Here is a 16,286-nt window from a genome sequence, read left to right as displayed (position 1 = left end):
CCGGGCCGGATTCACTCCACCGTGACCACGGCGGCGTCCTGGGCCGGAACGCCGTCCTCGGTGATGCAGGTGAGCCGCAGTTCCACCCGCCCCGGCTTCCGGAAGGTCAACTCGGCGCGGCCGGCCCTCCCGCCGGACAGCGCGCCCCGGATCCGGGGCAGCACGGGCCGGCCCTCGGGATCCAGGGCGTCCAGGGTCCAGAAGCAGGGCGCCTGGCCTTCCGGGTTCAGGCCCGGGCCGGCGAAATCCACGGTCAGGGGGAGGTCCCTCCGGACGGTCCCCCCGGACAGGAGCATGAGCGCCGGGGCCGTGCGATGGAGGGTGGCGGCGGGGGCGGAGAGGTGGACGAGGCAGGTGCCGTCGGCCAGGAAGAGATCGCCGGCGCCGCCGGCCACGAGGCCCCGGGGCTCGGCCAGGGCGGCGAACGCCTCCCCCAGGGGGCCCTTGATGCCCATGCGGAGCAGGCCGAAGCGGGTGCCCGCCAGGGACCGGTCCCCGGCCAGGAGGCTCAGGTCGACCCGGCCGCCGGGGCAGGGGTGGATGGCCTGGACGGTGCGGTTGCCCGTGTCGGTCACCACGAGGTCCCGCCCCAGGAGGGCGATGCTGTGGGGATGATCCAGGCAGGGCGTCCGGCCGTCGACGGGCACCCCGGCGCGGGTCTGCCGGGAGGGGCCGGGCCGGGCCGGGTCCCCGCAGAGGGTCGTCACGGCGCCGTCCACGACGCTCCGCACGCTGTGGCCGTCCACGGCGTAGAGGGTCGCGGGGGCGCTCCAGGCCAGGCCCCCCAGGGCGCTGAAGGTGCCCTGGGGGCCGTCCTGGCGGCCCGGGGCGCCGGGGATGCCGGCCACGGTGGTCACGGCCCCCTGGGGCGTGACCTTCCGGATGACGTGGTTGCCGCGGTCGGCCACGAAGAGGTTGCCGTCGCGGTCCAGGGCCAGGCCCTGGGGGCTGTCGAAGAGGGCTTCGCCCGGCTCCGGGGAATCCCGGTGGCCGCGCAGGCCCGGGACGCCCGCGAGGGTCGTGGCGGTCCCGCCGCCGTCCACGCGCAGGATGGCGTGGCCGCCAGCGTCCGCGACCAGGATGTCCCGGCCCCGGACCGCCACGAACGCGGGGGAGACGAAGGGGGCCCCCCGCAGCGTCGAGACGGCGCCTCCGGGGCTCACCAGGCGGAGGGCCCGGGCCTCGGAATCGGCCGCCACGAGGGTGCCGTCGGCCATCCTGGCCAGGCCCTCCGGACGCCGGAACCGCGCCGACAGGCCGGTCCCGTCCGCGTCCCCCGGGCCCAGGGGATTGCCGGCGAAGGGAAGGGCGCCGCGCACGGTGATGGCCAGGGGCTGGACGAGGCTCGTCCAGTCCCGGGCCGTGCCCCGGTTGAGGAACTCCACCTGGGCCCCGGTGATGGGGCCGCGGGCCTGCAGGACGGCGCCGTGGCACCCCGTCACGTCCCTGCGGAAGGTTTCGCCGCCCTCGCTCCAGCTTAGGAGCTGGGCGTCCGGGACCAGGCCCGGCGCGGGCCAGGCCACGGTCACGGGCAGGCCGTAGCCGATGATGTCGCGCTGGGGGAAGGCGGCTCCCTGCAGCTGCAGAACCCGGTCCCCGGGATCCCCCAGGCGCCTGCCGGTGGTGATGTCCACGAAGGGCAGGGCCTCCGACCACCCGGGGGCGAAGGCCCCGGGGCATACCTGGCCCACGGTGCGCAGGCCCGGGATGTCCTCCAGCACCAGGACCCCGGTCTCGTCGAAGAGCGAAGGGTCCTTGAGGCTGGCGGCGCGCACCCGGTGCAGGCCCGGCCCGCCCCGGAAGACCCCGTCGGCCCCGATGGCGCCTCCGGGACCCGTGACCGTCCACGCGCAGGCCACGGGGAACCCCTCGGGGGAACGGGCCGTGAAGGCCTGGGTGCTGCCCGCCTGCAGGACGCCGTGGCGGGGTTCGACGAGGACCTGGGCGTCCAGGGGCAGCAGGGCGGCGGCGAGCAGGAGCGGACGGTAGGCCATGGGAGCACCGGATACGGGGGTTGGAGGAAGCCTTCGGCTTCCGGATTCTGACCCGTGCTCCCAGGAGCCCCGCGGGTTCCGGCGCGCTCCGCAGATTTCCGTCGCCCTGGAGCCTCTCCCGGGCCTACCATCGTATAACGATGGAGAGCTTGATGAATGGTCTGGGCCTACTTCCCCTCATCGCCCTGCTGACGCCGGGCCTGGCCCAGGAGCCTATCGACGCCAGCCTGAACGCCCGCATTCGCGCGGAGGCGCTGGACCGGTCCCAGGTCATGGCCACGCTCCATCCCATCACCGACGTGTTCAGCCCGCGCCTCACCGGGTCCCCCACCTACAAGGCCGCCGCGGACTGGGCCGTGGGCCGGTTCCAGGAATGGGGCCTGGACGCCAAGCTCGAATCCTGGCAGTTCGGCCACCCGGGCTGGGCCAACGAGCGCTGCTCGGCCCACGTGGAAGCGCCCTACAAGGCCCACCTGGGCGTGGAGGTGGTGAGCTGGACCCCCTCCACCCGCGGCGCCGTGAGGGGCGACGCCTACCTGCTCAGGGTTCCCGAGGAGCCCACCCAGGCCGAGCTCACGGCCCTCTTCGACGCGAGCCGCAAGGCGGTGCGCGGACGCGTGGTGCTGGCGGGGGCGCCGAAGGACCTGCCGGCCCTGAATCCGTCCCCGCGCCCCCCGCGCCTGGCCGACGATGCCCTGGCCCGGCGTTTCGATCCCGCGGCTCCGGAGCAGGGACCGCGGACCCCGGCGCCCCGGCGCGCCGGCGCGCTGCCGCCCCGGGAGGCCGAGGCCCAGCTGGACGCCTTCCTGGTGGCGTCCGGCGCCCTGGCGCGCGTGAACGACGCGGGCCTGCGCAACGGACAGGTGCGCGCCTTCCAGAACCGGGCCTACGACACCGCCAAGGCCGTGCCGACCCTCGTCATGCGCCACGAGGACTACGGGCGCATGTGCCGGGTGCTGGCGGACGGGCCCCGGGTGGAGCTGGCCCTGGACATCGCGAACCGGGCGTACAAGGGCGGCATGGGCTACAACGTCATCGCCGACCTTCCCGGATCCTCCAGGCCCGGCGAGGTGATCCTGCTGGGGGCGCACCTGGACGCCTGGCACACCGCCACCGGCGCCACGGACAACGGCGCCAGCGCCGCCGTGATGATGGAGGTGGCCCGCATCGTCAAGGCCCTGGGAGTCCGTCCCGCCCGCACCCTCCGCTTCGCCCTGTGGGACGGGGAGGAGCACGGCCTCCTGGGTTCCATGGCCTACGTGGCGGCCCACTACGGCAGCGCCGAGGCCCCCAAGCCGGAGTTCGGCCAGCTCGTGGCCTACGTCAACATGGACGGCGGCGCGGGGCAGGTCCGGGGGCTCACGATGTTCGGCCCCGCCCAGGGGTCCCAGGTGCTGCGCGAGCTTCTGGCGCCCTTCCAGGACCTGGGCGTGCGGGGCGCCTCGGCCACCCGGAACCGTCCCCCCAAGTCCCTCACGGGCCCCTCCACCGACATGAGCTCGTTCACCGCCTCGGGCCTGCCCGCCATCGGCGTGGTGCAGGACGGGCTGGAGTACTTCGAGTACACCTGGCACACCGCCATCGACACCCTCGACCGGGTGCCCCCCGAGGACGTCAAGCGCACCGCCGCCGTGCTGGCCTCCGTGGCCATCCACCTGGCGCAGCGCCCGGAGCGGCTGCCCTTCTTCACCAAGGAGACGCTGCCCCCGGCGCCCGTGCAAAGGTAGGGCTGTACCCTCCGGGATCCTGGAGTTGTACCTGTCCGGGCAGGGGAGCGGGGATCAGACTGGTCCATACCCACGGAGCTCCCCATGAAACGCGCTCAAGCCGTCCGGACGCTGCTGCCCTTTCTTGCCCTCCTGGCCCTGGGCTGTGCCGGCGGAGGCGGAAGCCAGGAGAACACGGTCCTCCCCCAGGCGCCGGTTTCCGTCCTGGTCGGAGGCAGCGTCACGCGGGACGACCGGACGGAAGCCCTCTACTGGCGGGACGGAACGCCGGTCTCCCTGGAAAACGAGGCCGGGATGCATGCCGGAGTCTCGGCCCTGGCCGTGTCGGGAACGGATGTCTACGCGGTGGGCGGGCACTCCGGCTTCCCGGGATCAGGGGCCATGTGGAAGAACGGGGCGCTGACGGAGGTCCGCGCGCCCTTGGCGGATCTCCCGAGCAGCGTCGGCCTCACGGGCATCGCGGTGTCGGGGGCGGACGTCCACATCGCCGGGACGGTGAACGGCAACTCCCCCTACAGCCTCGCCGTAAGGTGGAAGAACGGAGAGGGCACCGTCCTGGGCGGCGGCGCGGTCCTTTCCTGGGCCAGCGGGATCGCTCTCAAGGGCGCGGACACCTTCGTCGCCGGGTGGGACGGGGGCGCGAAGTATTGGAAGAACACGGTGGCCTTCGGACTCGGATCGGCCACGGGGACCGGGGATGTCGCGGCGGTTGCCGTCACGGACGCGGGAGAGGTCCTGACGGCGGGCTACGTTCTGAACCTGGCCGGTGTCCAGGTGGCCACCCTGTGGCGGAACGGCGAACCGGTCGCGCTTTCCGACGGCGTCCTCCCGGCCTCCGCCCTGGCCCTGGCCGTGGCCGGCGGGGATGTCTACGCCGCGGGCTACGTGGTGGTGGGCACGACCCGCGTGGCTGCCACCTGGAAGAACGGCGTGCAGGCCACCCTGCGCGCAACCTCGGGGCGGGATTCCGAGGCCACCGGGATCGCCCCCTACGGCAGGGACGTCTACGTCTCCGGCTCCGACGGCGGCAACGCGGTGCTCTGGAAGAACGGCGCCGAGACGCTGCTTTCGGACGGCAGGAGCCAAGCCTGGGCCTCCTCGATCTGCCTCGTCCATCGCTGAACAGGAGCTTCCATGACCTTCCCTTCCCGTCTCCTGATCGCCCTCCTTCCCCTCGTCCTGGGCTGCGCATCGTCCTCCCGGGGAACCCACACGCTTCCTCCCTCCACGGGCCTGGTCTCGGTCTGCATGACCAGCACCGGCACGCAGGACTGGGTGGAGATCGACGTGAAGATCGTCAGCGTGACCCTGACCCCCCAGGGGGGCGGCGCCCCCGTGGCCCTGCTCGCGCCCCAGACCGGGCCGCTTCCGGTCAATCTCGCGCTGCTGGGCCGTGCCACCCAGCTGATCGGGAGCCTGGCGGCGCCGGTGGGCACCTACACGGGCGCCACCGTCACCCTGGCCTCGGCCAGCGGCGATGTCGTCCTGAACGTGTCCTCCACGCCCTCCCCGCAGTTCCCGCAGGCCGCCCAGACTGCTGTCCCGCAGCTCTGGATCTCCGGCGCGAACGGCGCGAAGACCCTCGCCCTGGCGGTTCCTTTCGCGGCTCCCCTCGTGGTCACCACCGACCGGAATGTCGTGCTGGACCTGGAGTGGGACACCGCCCGGCCGGGTTTCCTGACCGGCGCGGCGGTGCCGAGGCTGGCCTCCGTCTACTGGACGGTGAATTTCGAGAACAGCCTGCGCCAGCGCGTGGTCGCGGACCCGGCCGGGCTGGACCTCCTTCCCCTGCGGGGCTCGGTCTACAAGGTCGACGCCTCCAGGAAGTCCTTCCAGATGTCGCCCACCTTCAGGGCGGGCGTGTTCAATGCCGGCTTCCTGCCCCAGCTCGTGGGGGTCACCGTGGATGCGGCGGGCGGGGCCTACTTCTTCGACGTGGATGACGGGACCCGCAAGGTGATCAAGGACCTCTCCGCGGTCGGGGACGCGCTGCCCGGAAGGCCGGTTTCGGTGCGCGGGACGCTGCAGCAGGACGGGACGCTCCTGGCCACCCGCATCTGGGCCGGCACGGGCACCTTCCTCGGCACCCAGATCCAGGGGCGCGTGGTCCGCGTCGATCCCGGCCGGGCCCTGGCGGCCTTCGACGGGGACGCCCTCAACGGCTGGACCGCCGGATCCGGCGGCGTCGTCACCGAGGAGACCCTCTTCATGGCCCCGGCCCCCGAGGCGGGACCGGGCTTCCTGTCCGCAGGCAACCTCGCGCTGGGCTTCACCGCGATCCCGGTATTCCGCTTCCCCCTCCACGGCGCGGTCACGCTCCTGTCCGTGGACATCGTCTCCCCGGACTTCAAGGGCACGGTCACGGCCGTGGACGGGAACCAGGTGACCCTGTCCTGTCCCACGGGCACGGACGCCGCGGCCCTGGTCCCGGTCCTGCCCTTCGCCGGGCCCGCGGGAGGGAGCGGTGGGGCTGGCACCATCCAGCAGGGCTTCTCCTGGTGGGAGGCCGGCGCCCCGGACAGGATCCAGGCCGGGGCGGCGTCCTTCGCCGGGGCCGCGGCCGCGGTGGTGGACTTCGGTGGAACCGTGGGGGCCATGCGGGCCCTGGCCACGGTCCACGCCGTGTGGGGGAACGCCGCCAATCCCGCGGGATGGAGCGCCCAGTGGGCGGTCCTGGAGACCCTGCCCCTTCCGGCCGGCACCGTGGCCGAAGCGTATGCGTCCTCGGGCTTCGGGCTGATGCTTCCCGGAGGTGCCAACACCGTCACCGTGGACATGGACGCCTCGACGGTCTGCTACCGGGCCGACCTGCCCGCGACGGACTGGTACGGGGGAAACCCCTATCCGGTGCTGACCGAGGTGAGCCCCGCCACGGCCCTCCTGAAGGGCGCGGCGGTGAAGGTCTTCGGGATTCCCGCGGCCGATGGGCACCTCAAGGCCCGTGCGGTGTTCCAGTGCGTCTATCATTCCTTCTGAATGGAACCGGGGAAGGACAGGGGGGGGCGTGGCGAAGGGAACCGAGCTTGAACTCAGGCTGGACCCGCAGTCGCGCGGCCCGCTCTACCTCCAGGTCGCGGGCGCCGTGGTGCAGGCCATCGCCCGGGAGCGGCTGCGGCCCGGCATGTCCCTGCCGGGGGTGAGGGAGCTTTCCGCCCGGCTCGGGGTGACCGTCAACACCATCCTGGCCGGTCTGCGGGAACTCCAGGCCCAGGGCTGGCTCACCTCCCAGGAGCGGGCGGGTTTCTTCGTGGCCGCCTCGCTTCCCGTGGATGGCCGCGCGGGCGCCCCGGGCGCCAGGGTCCCGCCCGGGTTCGATCTGCCGGACAACCTGGACCCTGTCACCAGTGCCGCGGGCGTGGTCATGGACCTCTCGGAGGCCTGCGCCGACGCCCGCCTCGCCCCCTTCCGGGAACTGGGGCGCGCCTACCAGCGGGGACTGCGCCTCAAGGGGCCGCAGCTGATGGGGTCGAGGGACCCCATGGGCCTCCTGCGTCTCCGGGAGGCCCTCGCCACCCACCTGGGCAGCCGGAGGTCGCTCCAGGCGGACCCGGGGCGGATCCTGATCCTGCGAAGCTCATCCATGGCCGTGACGCTCGCGGCCCAGGCCCTGGTGGGAGGCCGGGGCGGCACCGTCGCGGTCGAGGACCCGGGGGATCCGGCCGTTTGGGAGAGCCTGCGCCAGGCCTGCACGGCCCAGCTGCGGGGCCTTCCGGTGGATGCAAGCGGCCTGCGGGTGGAGGCCCTGGAGGACCTCCTCCGGGAAGGTCCCCTGAAGCTCCTGGTGCTGACCCCCGGATGCCATTTCCCCACCGGGGCGCGGCTGGAGGACGCCCGCCGCGTCGCGATCCTCGAGCTGTCCCGGCGGGGGCGCTTTCCCATCCTCGAACTGGATCCCGAGGGCGACCACCTCGACGCCCGGGAACCGCTGGCGGCCCTGGACCCCGGACAGGTTCTCCACTTCGGCAGCCTCTCCCGGATTTTCGCACCGGGCCTGGGCGTGGGCTATCTGGTGGTGCCGGACTCCATGGCGGCCCTCCTGGCCCGGGCCCGGCAGCGCATCGACTGGCAGGGGGATCCGGCCACGGAATGGGCGCTGTCCGAGCTCTTCCTGGACGGCGAGATGGAGCGCCAGATCCTCCGGGTGCGCAGGGCGGGAGTCGAGCGCGCCGAAGCCGCCCAGGACGCCCTGGGCCATGCCCTCGGGGACCGGCTCCGGTGGGTTCGCGGCGCCATGGCCCTGTGGCTGGAGGGCCGGGGCCCGCTGGAAGAGCCGGCCGCGTTCAGCGCCTGGGTCAAGGGCTGCCAGTCTCAGGGGCTCAAGCTCCGGCAGGGCCGGTACTACGACTTCGCGGGAAAGGACCTCGCCGCCACGCGCCTGGGCTTCACGGCCTTCACCCCTGAAGAACTCCAGCGGGCGGTGGCCATGATGCGATAGGCGCCTGGTCCCGCAGGACGGCCAGGATCGCGGCATCCCCGGGCCTCTCTCCGGGCGCCTTCCGGCAGAGGGCGGCCACCAGGGCGCACAGGGCCTCCGGAGCCTCGGGCCGCAGGCTGCGCATCTCGGGCAGCGGCCGGGTGCGGTGGGCCTCCAGGATCTGGAAGGCCGAGGTGCCGCCGAAGGCCTGCTGCCCCGTGAGCATCTCGAAGAGGATGAGGCCCAGGGCATAACCGTCGGCCTCCGGCCCCACCTGGGGATTCGCCAGGCATTCCGGGGCCGCGTACGAAGGGGTCCCGATGAACATGGTGGAGGAGGTGGCGGTGCCGTCGAGGACGCGGGCCACGCCGAAGTCCATGACCCAGGCCCCGGCCTCGTTGAGCATGATGTTGGCGGGCTTGAGATCCCGGTGCACGACGTTCCTGTCGTGGGCATGGGCGATGGCCTCAGCGACGTGGGTGGCGATGGCGGTGGCCCAGGGCACGGGGAGGGCGCCCCGGGCCCGGAGGAACGCCTCCAGCGTGGTGCCTTCGATGAAGGTCATGGCGATCCAGAGGTCCTCCTCCGCGGGATCGGGGGTGAGGATGGGGACGATGCGCGGATGGTGGAGCCGGGCTCCCAGGGCGGCCTCCCGGCGGAACCGGGCGCGGAACTGGGGATCCTGCGCCAGGTGCCGGTGGGGAACCTTGAGGGCCACGGGATCCCCCGTCCCGCGGTGGACCCCCAGGTAGGCGGAGGCGCAGCCCCCGTCGCCCAGGAGGCGCAGGGGACGGTAGGGCCCGAAGGTGCGCATCAGGTTGGGATCGGTCGCGAGGGTGGGCGGGTCCCCGGAGGGGCGCGATCGCCTCCGGAAGAGGAGGCCCAGGCCCATCGCGCCCAGGCCCAGGCCGCCCAGGCCCCAGGGCCAGCGCGGCCTTGCCGGCGGGGATGGAACCGGCAGCGCCGCCCGGGGGGGCGCCTCGGCAGGGGTGGCCGCGGGCCCGGGCCTTGGGGCGGGGCGGGGCGGCAGGGTTTCCTGAGCGCGCGCCTTCGGGGCTGCGGGCGGTTCCTGGACCGGCGTCTCTGGGATCCGCACCGGTCCGGGCACCGGGGGGGTGGCGGCAACCTGGCTCTGGACCGCCGCCGGAGCGGGGGAGGCCGACTGCTGGGGGGCCGGGCGGAGCCGTTTCCTCAGGGCCTCCCTTTCGGCGGCGGGCTCGACGCCCAGGCGCTCGGAAAGGGCCAGGGCCCGCTCCGCCCCGGCCAGGTCGCCCAGGGCGAGGAGGGATTCCGCCTGGCGGAGGTACGGGAAGTAGGCGGGGAGGAAGTTCAGGCCATAGGTCTTCACCTGGCGGCCCGGCCTGGGCTCCAGGTCGATGGCCCTGGCGAAGGCCTGGGCGGCCAGGGCGTGGTCACCCCGCTTCTGGGCATCGAGGCCGTCCTGGTAGGCGGTGTGGAAGTTGAACCAGGCCGGGGCCGAGACCGAGAGCAGGGCCGCCAGCGCCGCGTGGGGCAGGCTCCAGGTCATCCGAAGACCCAGGCGATGGCCCGGTGCACGGGCTCGGTCTGGAACTGGTAGATGCAGGAAAGGTAGAGGCGGTACTCCGCCAGGCGCTCCATGCCGTAGGCTGTGGAGGCCACCCCGCCGATGGGGGCGTCCGTGTTGAACCTGGAGATGAAGCGGTGGTCGTGGGAGGCCTTCAAGGCCATGTCGACGGTGAGGTTCCTCATCTTGACGCCCACGCCCACGGTCCAGCCCTCCAGCACCCGCTGGGCGCCGGTGAGGGGGTCCACCAGGGGCTGGGGTTGCCGGAAGGCGCCGGCCCGGAGGGGTACGACCAGCCCGGGCCGGACGAGGGCCAGCCATTCCACCCCCACCTTCGTGTCGGTGGCCTTGGGCGTCAGGGACCGGGACTGGAGGTCGAACCAGTTGAGGCCGTCCAGGGAGCCCCCCTTGAACCGGGCCCTGGACCAGGGCGTGAGGCTCCAGTCCGCCGTTATCAGGACCCGCGACCCCAGGTGGACCCCCAGGCCCCAGGTGAGCGTCTCGGGCCAGTTGATGGCCGTGGTGGTGGCGCCGCTGGTTTCGGTGGCGGGGATGCCGATGGCGTTGTCCAGGTAGGTGTAGGTGTTCGTGAAGACGTAGGTGGCCCGGAAGGGCGTCCGGTAGGTGAAGCCCAGGTTCAGCCATTCCGAGCGCCAGATCAGGCCCAGGGTGGCGTTGAGTCCCTGGAAGGTGCTCTCCTGGGACAGATTGGAATCGAAGATGTGGTCGACGCCCGTGGTGGTCCGCTGGGAGAACGACGTGAACCCGGAACGCCCCGTCCAGCGGTTGACGGCCACGCCCAGGAGGATGCGGCTGGACACCTCCGCGCCCAGGGCCAGGGAGTACTGGGCCACGCCCCCGTTCTGGGCCACGCTCTGGCCGATGGCCTGCGACGTGGTCCCCCCGTTGGTGGAGGCAAGGTAGGACACGTCGCTGCGGTAGGTGAAGTCGAAGACCTTCTGGTAGCTGAGGAGCAGGACCAGGTTCCGGCCCCCCCACTTCCACGGCACCGCCGCCGACGCGAAGCTGAGAGCCAGGTCCCGGTCCTTGTTGTAGGTGTCCTCGAAGGCCGTCCTCACTCCGGCCACGCTGCCCGCGAACCCCTTGAAATCCAGGTTGCGCGTGAAGCCCTGCGCCACGGCGGAAACCTCGGGCCGGACCAGCTGGGCCAGGCCCGCGGGGTTGTAGGACACGGCGGTGGCGTCATCGGCGATGGCCGTGAAGGCGCCCCCCATGCCCATGGCCCTGGCACCGGCGCCTTCCACCGTGAAGGCCGTGCGTGCCTGCTGGGTGAGCAGGAAGAAGGGGGCCGCGGAGGTTCCCGGCGTCTGGGCGTGGAGCACCGCCGGCCCCAGGGCCAGACCTGCCAGAAACCACGGTCTCATGGGCATGGACCCCCATCCAAGGCGCTTCGCGCGAATGAATCATGATGCTCCGGATCGGCGCGGTACGCTAGCGCCCGCCCTTGGGCGGCAGGGCCAGGCCCCAGTAGTACTGGTCGAAGAAGGCCTTGAAATCCTGCCGGGTGACCGCCTCCAGCAGCTTCTGGACATCGGCCGTGGTGAGGAACTTCCCCTGGAACTGGCCCTGGAGGAGGCGCAGGAACCGGTAGAAGTCCGCGTCGCCCACGCGCTCGCGGATGCGCTGGAGCAGCAGGGGGCCCTTGCCGTAGAGCAGGCCGTAGCGGCGCCTGGACTCCAGGTTCGAGGGGTCCTTGATGATGCAGATGCGGTTGGCCAGGGCGATGGGGGCAACGGAGGCCGCGGACTCGGCGTTGGTCTTCCACCGCGCCACGGCGCCCTCGAAGGCAGACTCGCCCTTGCTCCGGATGGAGCGGAGGGCCTCGCCGGCGCAGTACTCCGCGAAGGCCTCCTGGAGCCACTCCTCCTCCCAGCTGGTGGCCTTGAGGGCGTGGCCCCAGTACTGGTGGGCGATCTCGTGGGCGAAGCGCTGGTTGACGTTGGTGGTGAACAGCTTGGCGAGGTCATCCATCTGGCCGCTGAAGGCCTCGTCGGTGATGATCATGATCCCCGGCGGCGCCTGGCCGTAGCCGAAGGAGCGGTCCTGGATGATGTTGAATTCCCGGAAGGGGAAGGGGCCCAGGAGGGCGGAGTAGACCTCGATGAGTCCGAAGGCGAGGTTGCTGAGCTTCTGCATGCCGGAGCCCTGGGTGTGGTACGCGGCCACCCGCACCAGCTGGCCGCCCTGGGTCTCCTCCTGGACCTGGTAGGATCCGGCGAAGACCGTGAAGGCCTCCACGGGCTTGGTGAAGGCCACCTCCAGGCAGTTCAGGTTCCCCTCGGCCTCGCGGCGGATCGTGGTGCCGCCGGCGAGGGGGACGTAGGGCCTGGGCACCCGGATCAGGGCCCGGATGGTGTAGAACTGGCCTCCGATGTCCGGCTGCGGGAACCAGGGCTCGACGCCCAGCTTCCAGCAGTCGAAGTTGTCCACGTTGAACATCAGCATGCCCTCGATGGCGAAGGAGAGCTTGACGGGCTGGTCCGCGGGCACGGTGCGTCCCAGGTCCACCAGCAGTTCGTCGCCCATGTGGCTGAAAGCCAGTTCCTTGCCGGCCGCGTCCTTCACCGAGGCGACCCGGACCGACGTCTTGCTGCCGCCCCGGCGTACGAAGTTGAGCATCTGCAGCGGGAGGATGCGCATGGGCTGGAAGGGCATCAGCGTCTCGTCCACGGCCAGGTCCGACATCTGCTCCGGGCGCGCGTCCAGCTTGAGCACCACGTCCTGGAGGATGTAGGTGGGCAGGGGCTGGTCGGCCATGACCCAGCCCAGGGGCTGGAAGGACAGGGGCAGGAACCAGCGGTACTCGCGCTGGTCGGTGAAGGTCGATGCCACCGCATCCAGGGCCTCCACCTGGCTCCAGGCGTCGTCGAAACGGTGGATGACGGCGTAGTCGCCGCCCATGACCTCGGCCAGGGCCAGGCGCTTGCCGGGCGCGTTGGCCGCGGCGTAGGCCAGGAGGTGCTCCTTCCCGTGGTAGTAGGTGGCGGCCATGCCGGGCTGGGCCTCCAGGGAGAACTTCCTCTGGTGCGCGTCGAAGGCGGATTTGAGAGGGCCGGGCGCCGCGGGCAGGGCCGCCAGGATCTCCGAGGGCATCCCCAGCACGAGGCCCTCCTCGATCTTCATGGTGAAGCCCAGGGTGCCGGGCCCCTCCTCCCACCTGGCGCCGTAGGGGCGCACGGGGAGCGAATTGCTCTCCATGTTGTGGCGGAACACGGGGAACTCCGGGGCGTAGGCGGAGGCGTAACGGAAGGTGCCCTGGCCGGTGAAGAACACGCCCACGGGCTTGCCGCCGGCGAGCACTCGGTCCGCGGTGCCGCTGGGCACCTGGAGCTGCCCGTGGCCCACGGACCAGCGCAGATCCTGCACCTGGCGGGGGGCTCCTTCCAGGGTCAGGGCGAGATCGAGGCGGGGGACGGTCCCGCCCAGAGACAGGACGAAGGCCAGGGCGAGGAACAGGCGCATACGGATCCTTACATGGGGCTGGTGGAGGTTCCTTGTATCCTACGCCGAAAATCCACATAAAACACCAGCCCAATCGGGCTCTGCCGGCCTGGGATCCGGGCTAGTAACCCGCCGCCTGGCCATCCTTCCGGCTTTCGCTGGCCCCGAAGTACACCTTGCTCCGCGGCTCCCGGCGGATCCCCTGGTAGCCGCCGTAGCCGCCCAGCATCCAGGCCACGCCGTGGCCCATGTCCATGAGCTGGCGCACGGTTTCCAGGGGGAATCCGCTCTCCAGCTGCACGGTGCCGGGCAGGTGGCCCTTTTCGCCGGTGGGTTCGGGCGAGCCCTCGTGGGCCCAGCGCGGGGCGTCGCCCGCCTCCTGGACCCCCATGCCGAAATCCACGATGTTCATGACGATCTGCACGTGGCCCTGGGGCTGGAACTCGCCGCCCATGACGCCGAAGCTCAGGAACGGCTCGCCGCCCTTGGTGATGAAGGCCGGGATGATGGTGTGGAAGGGGCGCTTGCCGGGGGCGTAGGTGTTGGCCTGGCCGGGTTCGAGGCTGAAGAGCTCCCCGCGGTCCTGGAGGCAGAAGCCCAGGTCCCCGGGGGTCATGCCGCTGCCCATTCCCCGGTAGTTGCTCTGGATGAGGCTCACCATGTTGCCTTCGGCGTCTGCCACGGTGAGGTAGACGGTGTCGCCTTCCTTCAGGGCGGGGTTGCCGGCCTCCAGGCGCCTGGCGGCCCGGTCCTCCCGGATGAGGGCCCGGCGCTGGGCGGCGTAGGCCTTGGAGAGCAGGCCCTGCACCGGCACCTTCACGAAGTCGGGGTCCGCGTAGAACTTCGCCCGGTCCTCGAAGACCAGCTTCTTGGCCTCGGCGGCCAGGTGCAGGTGGCGGGGGCTGCCGAAGGGGATCCTGGAGAAGTCATAGCCTTCCAGGATGTTCAGCATCTGGAGCGCGGCGATGCCCTGGCCGTTGCCGGGGAGCTCCCACACGTCGTAGCCGCGGTAGTTCACGCTCACGGGGTCCAGCCAGTCGCCGTGGTGGGAGGCCAGGTCTTCGTAGCCAAGGAAGCCGCCCTGGGCCTTCATGTAGGCGTCGATCTTCCGGGCGATGCCGCCCTTGTAGAAGGCGTCCCGGCCGCCCTCGGCCACCAGGGCCAGGGTCCTGGCCAGCCGGGGATTGCGGAAGACCTCGCCGGAGGCGGGGGCCCGCTGGCCGTCCACGGAGAAGGTCTCCCGGAAGCCGGGATACCGGCCCAGCGAATTCATGCTGCGCCCCATGTAGTACGCGATGAGTTCGGACACCGGGAAGCCCTCCTCCGCGTAGCGGATCGTGGGGGCCAGCAGGGCCTTCATGGGCAGCTTGCCGAAGCGGCCGTGGAGCATGAACCAGCCGTCCACCGCGCCGGGCACCGACACCGGCAGGGGGCCGGTGGGGGGGATGTGCTTGAGGCCCAGCTTCTGGAAGTGCTCCAGGGTGAGCGAGCGGGGCGACCGGCCGCTGGCGTTGAGCCCATGGAGCTTTTTCGCCTTGGCGTCCCACACCAGGGCGTAGAGGTCCCCGCCCATGCCGGCGCCGGTGGGCTCCATGAGCCCCAGGGCCGCGTCGGCGGCGATGGCCGCGTCCACCGCGGAGCCCCCCGCCTTGAGGATGTCCAGGGCGATCTGGGTCACGAGGGGCTGGCTGGTGCACGCCATGCCGTGCTGGGCCGCCACCTCGGACCGGGTGGCGAAGGCGCGCCCGGTGACCCGGTCGGCGGCGGAGACGGCGCCCGCGAGGCAGAGGCAGAGGAGGGGCAGGGTCCATCGCATGGGCATACCTCGTGACAAGATAGCTAAACGTACAGGATCGACAGGGGGCCCGTCCAGGGGCAAGGTAGTGGGATACCCATCCCCATCCCTGCCCGCCCCATCCAGGAGGTGCTCCCATGAATCGACATCCGCTTGTCAAGAAGGCCCTCGGCGCGGCGGCCCTGGTCGCCTCCGCCAGTCTCCTGGGAGCCCCGCCCGCAGCGGCCCCCGCCAAGATCGGCTTCGTGTACGTCGGCCCCGTCGGCAACGCGGGCTGGACCTTCCAGCACGACGTGGCCCGCCGGCAGATGGAGAAGGACCTGGGCGGGAAGGTCACCACGTCCTTCGTGGAGAACGTGCCCGAGGGCGCCGACTCCGAGCGCGTCATCCGCGAGATGGCCAGGTCCGGCTGCAAGGTGGTGTTCTGCACCTCCTTCGGCTACATGAACCCCACGCTCGCCGTGGCCAAGGCCTACCCCGGCACCGTGTTCATGCACGCCACCGGCTACAAGACGGCCCCCAACGTCGGCGTCTACAACGCCCGGTTCTACGAGGCCCGGTACCTCTGCGGCGTCATGGCCGGCAGGCTCACGAAGACCCACACCGCGGGCATCGTCGCCGCCTTCCCCATCCCCGAGGTGGTGATGGGCATCAACGCCTTCACCCGCGGCATGCGCAGCGTCGACCCCAAGGCCAAGGTCAAGGTCATCTGGACCAACTCCTGGTTCGATCCCGGCAAGGAGCGCGAGGCCGCCCTCACCCTCATCACCCAGGGCGCGGACATGATGACCCACGACACCGACTCCACCGCCGTCATCCAGGCCGCGGAGGAGAAGGGCATCGGCGTGTTCGGCTACAACTCCGACGAGGCCCAGTTCGGCCCCAAGGCCACCCTCACCAGCCTCGTGCACCTCTGGGGCGACTACTACACGAAGACCGTCAAGGCCGCGCTGGCCGGCACCTGGAAGTCCGAGAACGTCTGGGGCGGCTTCAACAAGGGCATGATCGCCCTGGCCCCCTTCGGCCCCAAGGTCCCCAAGGAACTGGGCGCCTCCATCCTCAAGCTGCGCGACCGGATCAGCGCCGGCACCTTCCATCCCTTCGCCGGGCCCGTGGTGGACCAGGCCGGGACGGTGCGCGTGCCCGCCGGGAAGAACATCTCCGACGAGGACCTGGACAAGATGAACTACTACGTCGAGGGCGTGGACGGGGTCATGCCCAAGGCCTAGGGCGAGCGACAGCACGGACAAGCATAAAACGAGATTGGGACGCATCCTCGAATCAGGGTAGAATCCCTGCCCTGGAAGTCCCTTCCTTTCCATGCGCCGTTGGGGGCGGGATAGGAAAA

At 71.6% G+C, this 16,286-nt stretch carries 10 protein-coding genes; 5 read left to right on the top strand and 5 right to left on the bottom strand.

Annotated features, from left to right (window positions below; genetic code table 11):
* Positions 1-11: 11 nt before the first annotated feature.
* Positions 12-1,994 carry a hypothetical protein gene (locus tag RAH40_RS12180; RefSeq protein WP_306597811.1) on the bottom strand — a complete coding sequence of 661 codons (1,983 nt, stop codon included), beginning with the start codon at positions 1,992-1,994 and terminating at the stop codon, positions 12-14.
* Between the two features lie 152 nt (positions 1,995-2,146).
* On the opposite strand from RAH40_RS12180, the gene RAH40_RS12175 reads away from it, so the two are divergent.
* The 4 genes from RAH40_RS12175 to RAH40_RS12160 all read left to right on the top strand — a co-directional run bounded on the left by RAH40_RS12175 (position 2,147) and on the right by RAH40_RS12160 (position 8,156).
* Positions 2,147-3,721 (top strand): M20/M25/M40 family metallo-hydrolase, encoded by a 1,575-nt coding sequence (locus RAH40_RS12175; RefSeq protein ID WP_306597810.1) that lies wholly within the window; start codon positions 2,147-2,149, stop codon positions 3,719-3,721.
* A gap of 84 nt (positions 3,722-3,805) precedes the next feature.
* Positions 3,806-4,843: a hypothetical protein gene (locus tag RAH40_RS12170; protein ID WP_306597809.1), complete on the top strand. Its 1,038-nt coding sequence runs from the start codon at positions 3,806-3,808 to the stop codon at positions 4,841-4,843.
* A 12-nt stretch (positions 4,844-4,855) separates the two neighbouring features.
* Positions 4,856-6,697: a DUF5666 domain-containing protein gene (locus RAH40_RS12165; protein WP_306597808.1), complete on the top strand. Its 1,842-nt coding sequence runs from the start codon at positions 4,856-4,858 to the stop codon at positions 6,695-6,697.
* A 28-nt stretch (positions 6,698-6,725) separates the two neighbouring features.
* Complete coding sequence (locus RAH40_RS12160) at positions 6,726-8,156, top strand: PLP-dependent aminotransferase family protein (protein WP_306597807.1); 1,431 nt, start codon at positions 6,726-6,728, stop codon at positions 8,154-8,156.
* Here the strand turns inward: RAH40_RS12160 and RAH40_RS12155 are convergent.
* The 4 genes from RAH40_RS12155 to ggt form a co-directional block, all read right to left on the bottom strand.
* Positions 8,113-9,663 carry a serine/threonine-protein kinase gene (locus RAH40_RS12155; protein WP_306597806.1) on the bottom strand — a complete coding sequence of 517 codons (1,551 nt, stop codon included), beginning with the start codon at positions 9,661-9,663 and terminating at the stop codon, positions 8,113-8,115. The genes RAH40_RS12160 and RAH40_RS12155 overlap by 44 nt on opposite strands.
* Positions 9,660-11,066: an OmpP1/FadL family transporter gene (locus RAH40_RS12150; RefSeq protein ID WP_306597805.1), complete on the bottom strand. Its 1,407-nt coding sequence runs from the start codon at positions 11,064-11,066 to the stop codon at positions 9,660-9,662. Before RAH40_RS12150 ends, RAH40_RS12155 begins: the two co-directional genes overlap by 4 nt.
* A 67-nt stretch (positions 11,067-11,133) precedes the next feature.
* Entirely contained in the window at positions 11,134-13,164 is a 2,031-nt protein-coding gene (locus tag RAH40_RS12145) for a M1 family metallopeptidase (protein WP_306597804.1), read from the bottom strand.
* A 100-nt stretch (positions 13,165-13,264) separates the two neighbouring features.
* Entirely contained in the window at positions 13,265-14,965 is a 1,701-nt protein-coding gene (ggt, locus tag RAH40_RS12140; protein ID WP_373432528.1) for a gamma-glutamyltransferase, read from the bottom strand.
* Positions 14,966-15,075: 110 nt separating this feature from the next.
* Between ggt and RAH40_RS12135 the strand changes: the two genes are divergently transcribed.
* Positions 15,076-16,167, top strand: a complete 1,092-nt coding sequence (locus tag RAH40_RS12135; protein WP_306597802.1) for a BMP family ABC transporter substrate-binding protein — start codon at positions 15,076-15,078, stop codon at positions 16,165-16,167.
* Positions 16,168-16,286: the final 119 nt, after the last annotated feature.

This window comes from Geothrix sp. 21YS21S-2, assembly GCF_030846775.1.
Taxonomy (GTDB): domain Bacteria; phylum Acidobacteriota; class Holophagae; order Holophagales; family Holophagaceae; genus Mesoterricola.
This window is presented reverse-complemented; position numbering and strand designations above follow the sequence as displayed.

Excerpts from the sequence above, each read along its gene's own strand:
- RAH40_RS12150 (WP_306597805.1), bottom strand. The coding sequence starts at position 11,066 with ATGAGACCGTGGTTTCTGGCAGGTCTGGCCCTGGGGCCGGCGGTGCTC.
- RAH40_RS12135 (WP_306597802.1), top strand. The coding sequence starts at position 15,076 with ATGAATCGACATCCGCTTGTCAAGAAGGCCCTCGGCGCGGCGGCCCTG.
- RAH40_RS12170 (WP_306597809.1), top strand. The coding sequence starts at position 3,806 with ATGAAACGCGCTCAAGCCGTCCGGACGCTGCTGCCCTTTCTTGCCCTC.
- ggt (WP_373432528.1), bottom strand. The coding sequence starts at position 14,965 with ATGCCCATGCGATGGACCCTGCCCCTCCTCTGCCTCTGCCTCGCGGGC.
- RAH40_RS12155 (WP_306597806.1), bottom strand. The coding sequence starts at position 9,663 with ATGACCTGGAGCCTGCCCCACGCGGCGCTGGCGGCCCTGCTCTCGGTC.
- RAH40_RS12145 (WP_306597804.1), bottom strand. The coding sequence starts at position 13,164 with ATGCGCCTGTTCCTCGCCCTGGCCTTCGTCCTGTCTCTGGGCGGGACC.
- RAH40_RS12180 (WP_306597811.1), bottom strand. The coding sequence starts at position 1,994 with ATGGCCTACCGTCCGCTCCTGCTCGCCGCCGCCCTGCTGCCCCTGGAC.
- RAH40_RS12175 (WP_306597810.1), top strand. The coding sequence starts at position 2,147 with ATGAATGGTCTGGGCCTACTTCCCCTCATCGCCCTGCTGACGCCGGGC.
- RAH40_RS12165 (WP_306597808.1), top strand. The coding sequence starts at position 4,856 with ATGACCTTCCCTTCCCGTCTCCTGATCGCCCTCCTTCCCCTCGTCCTG.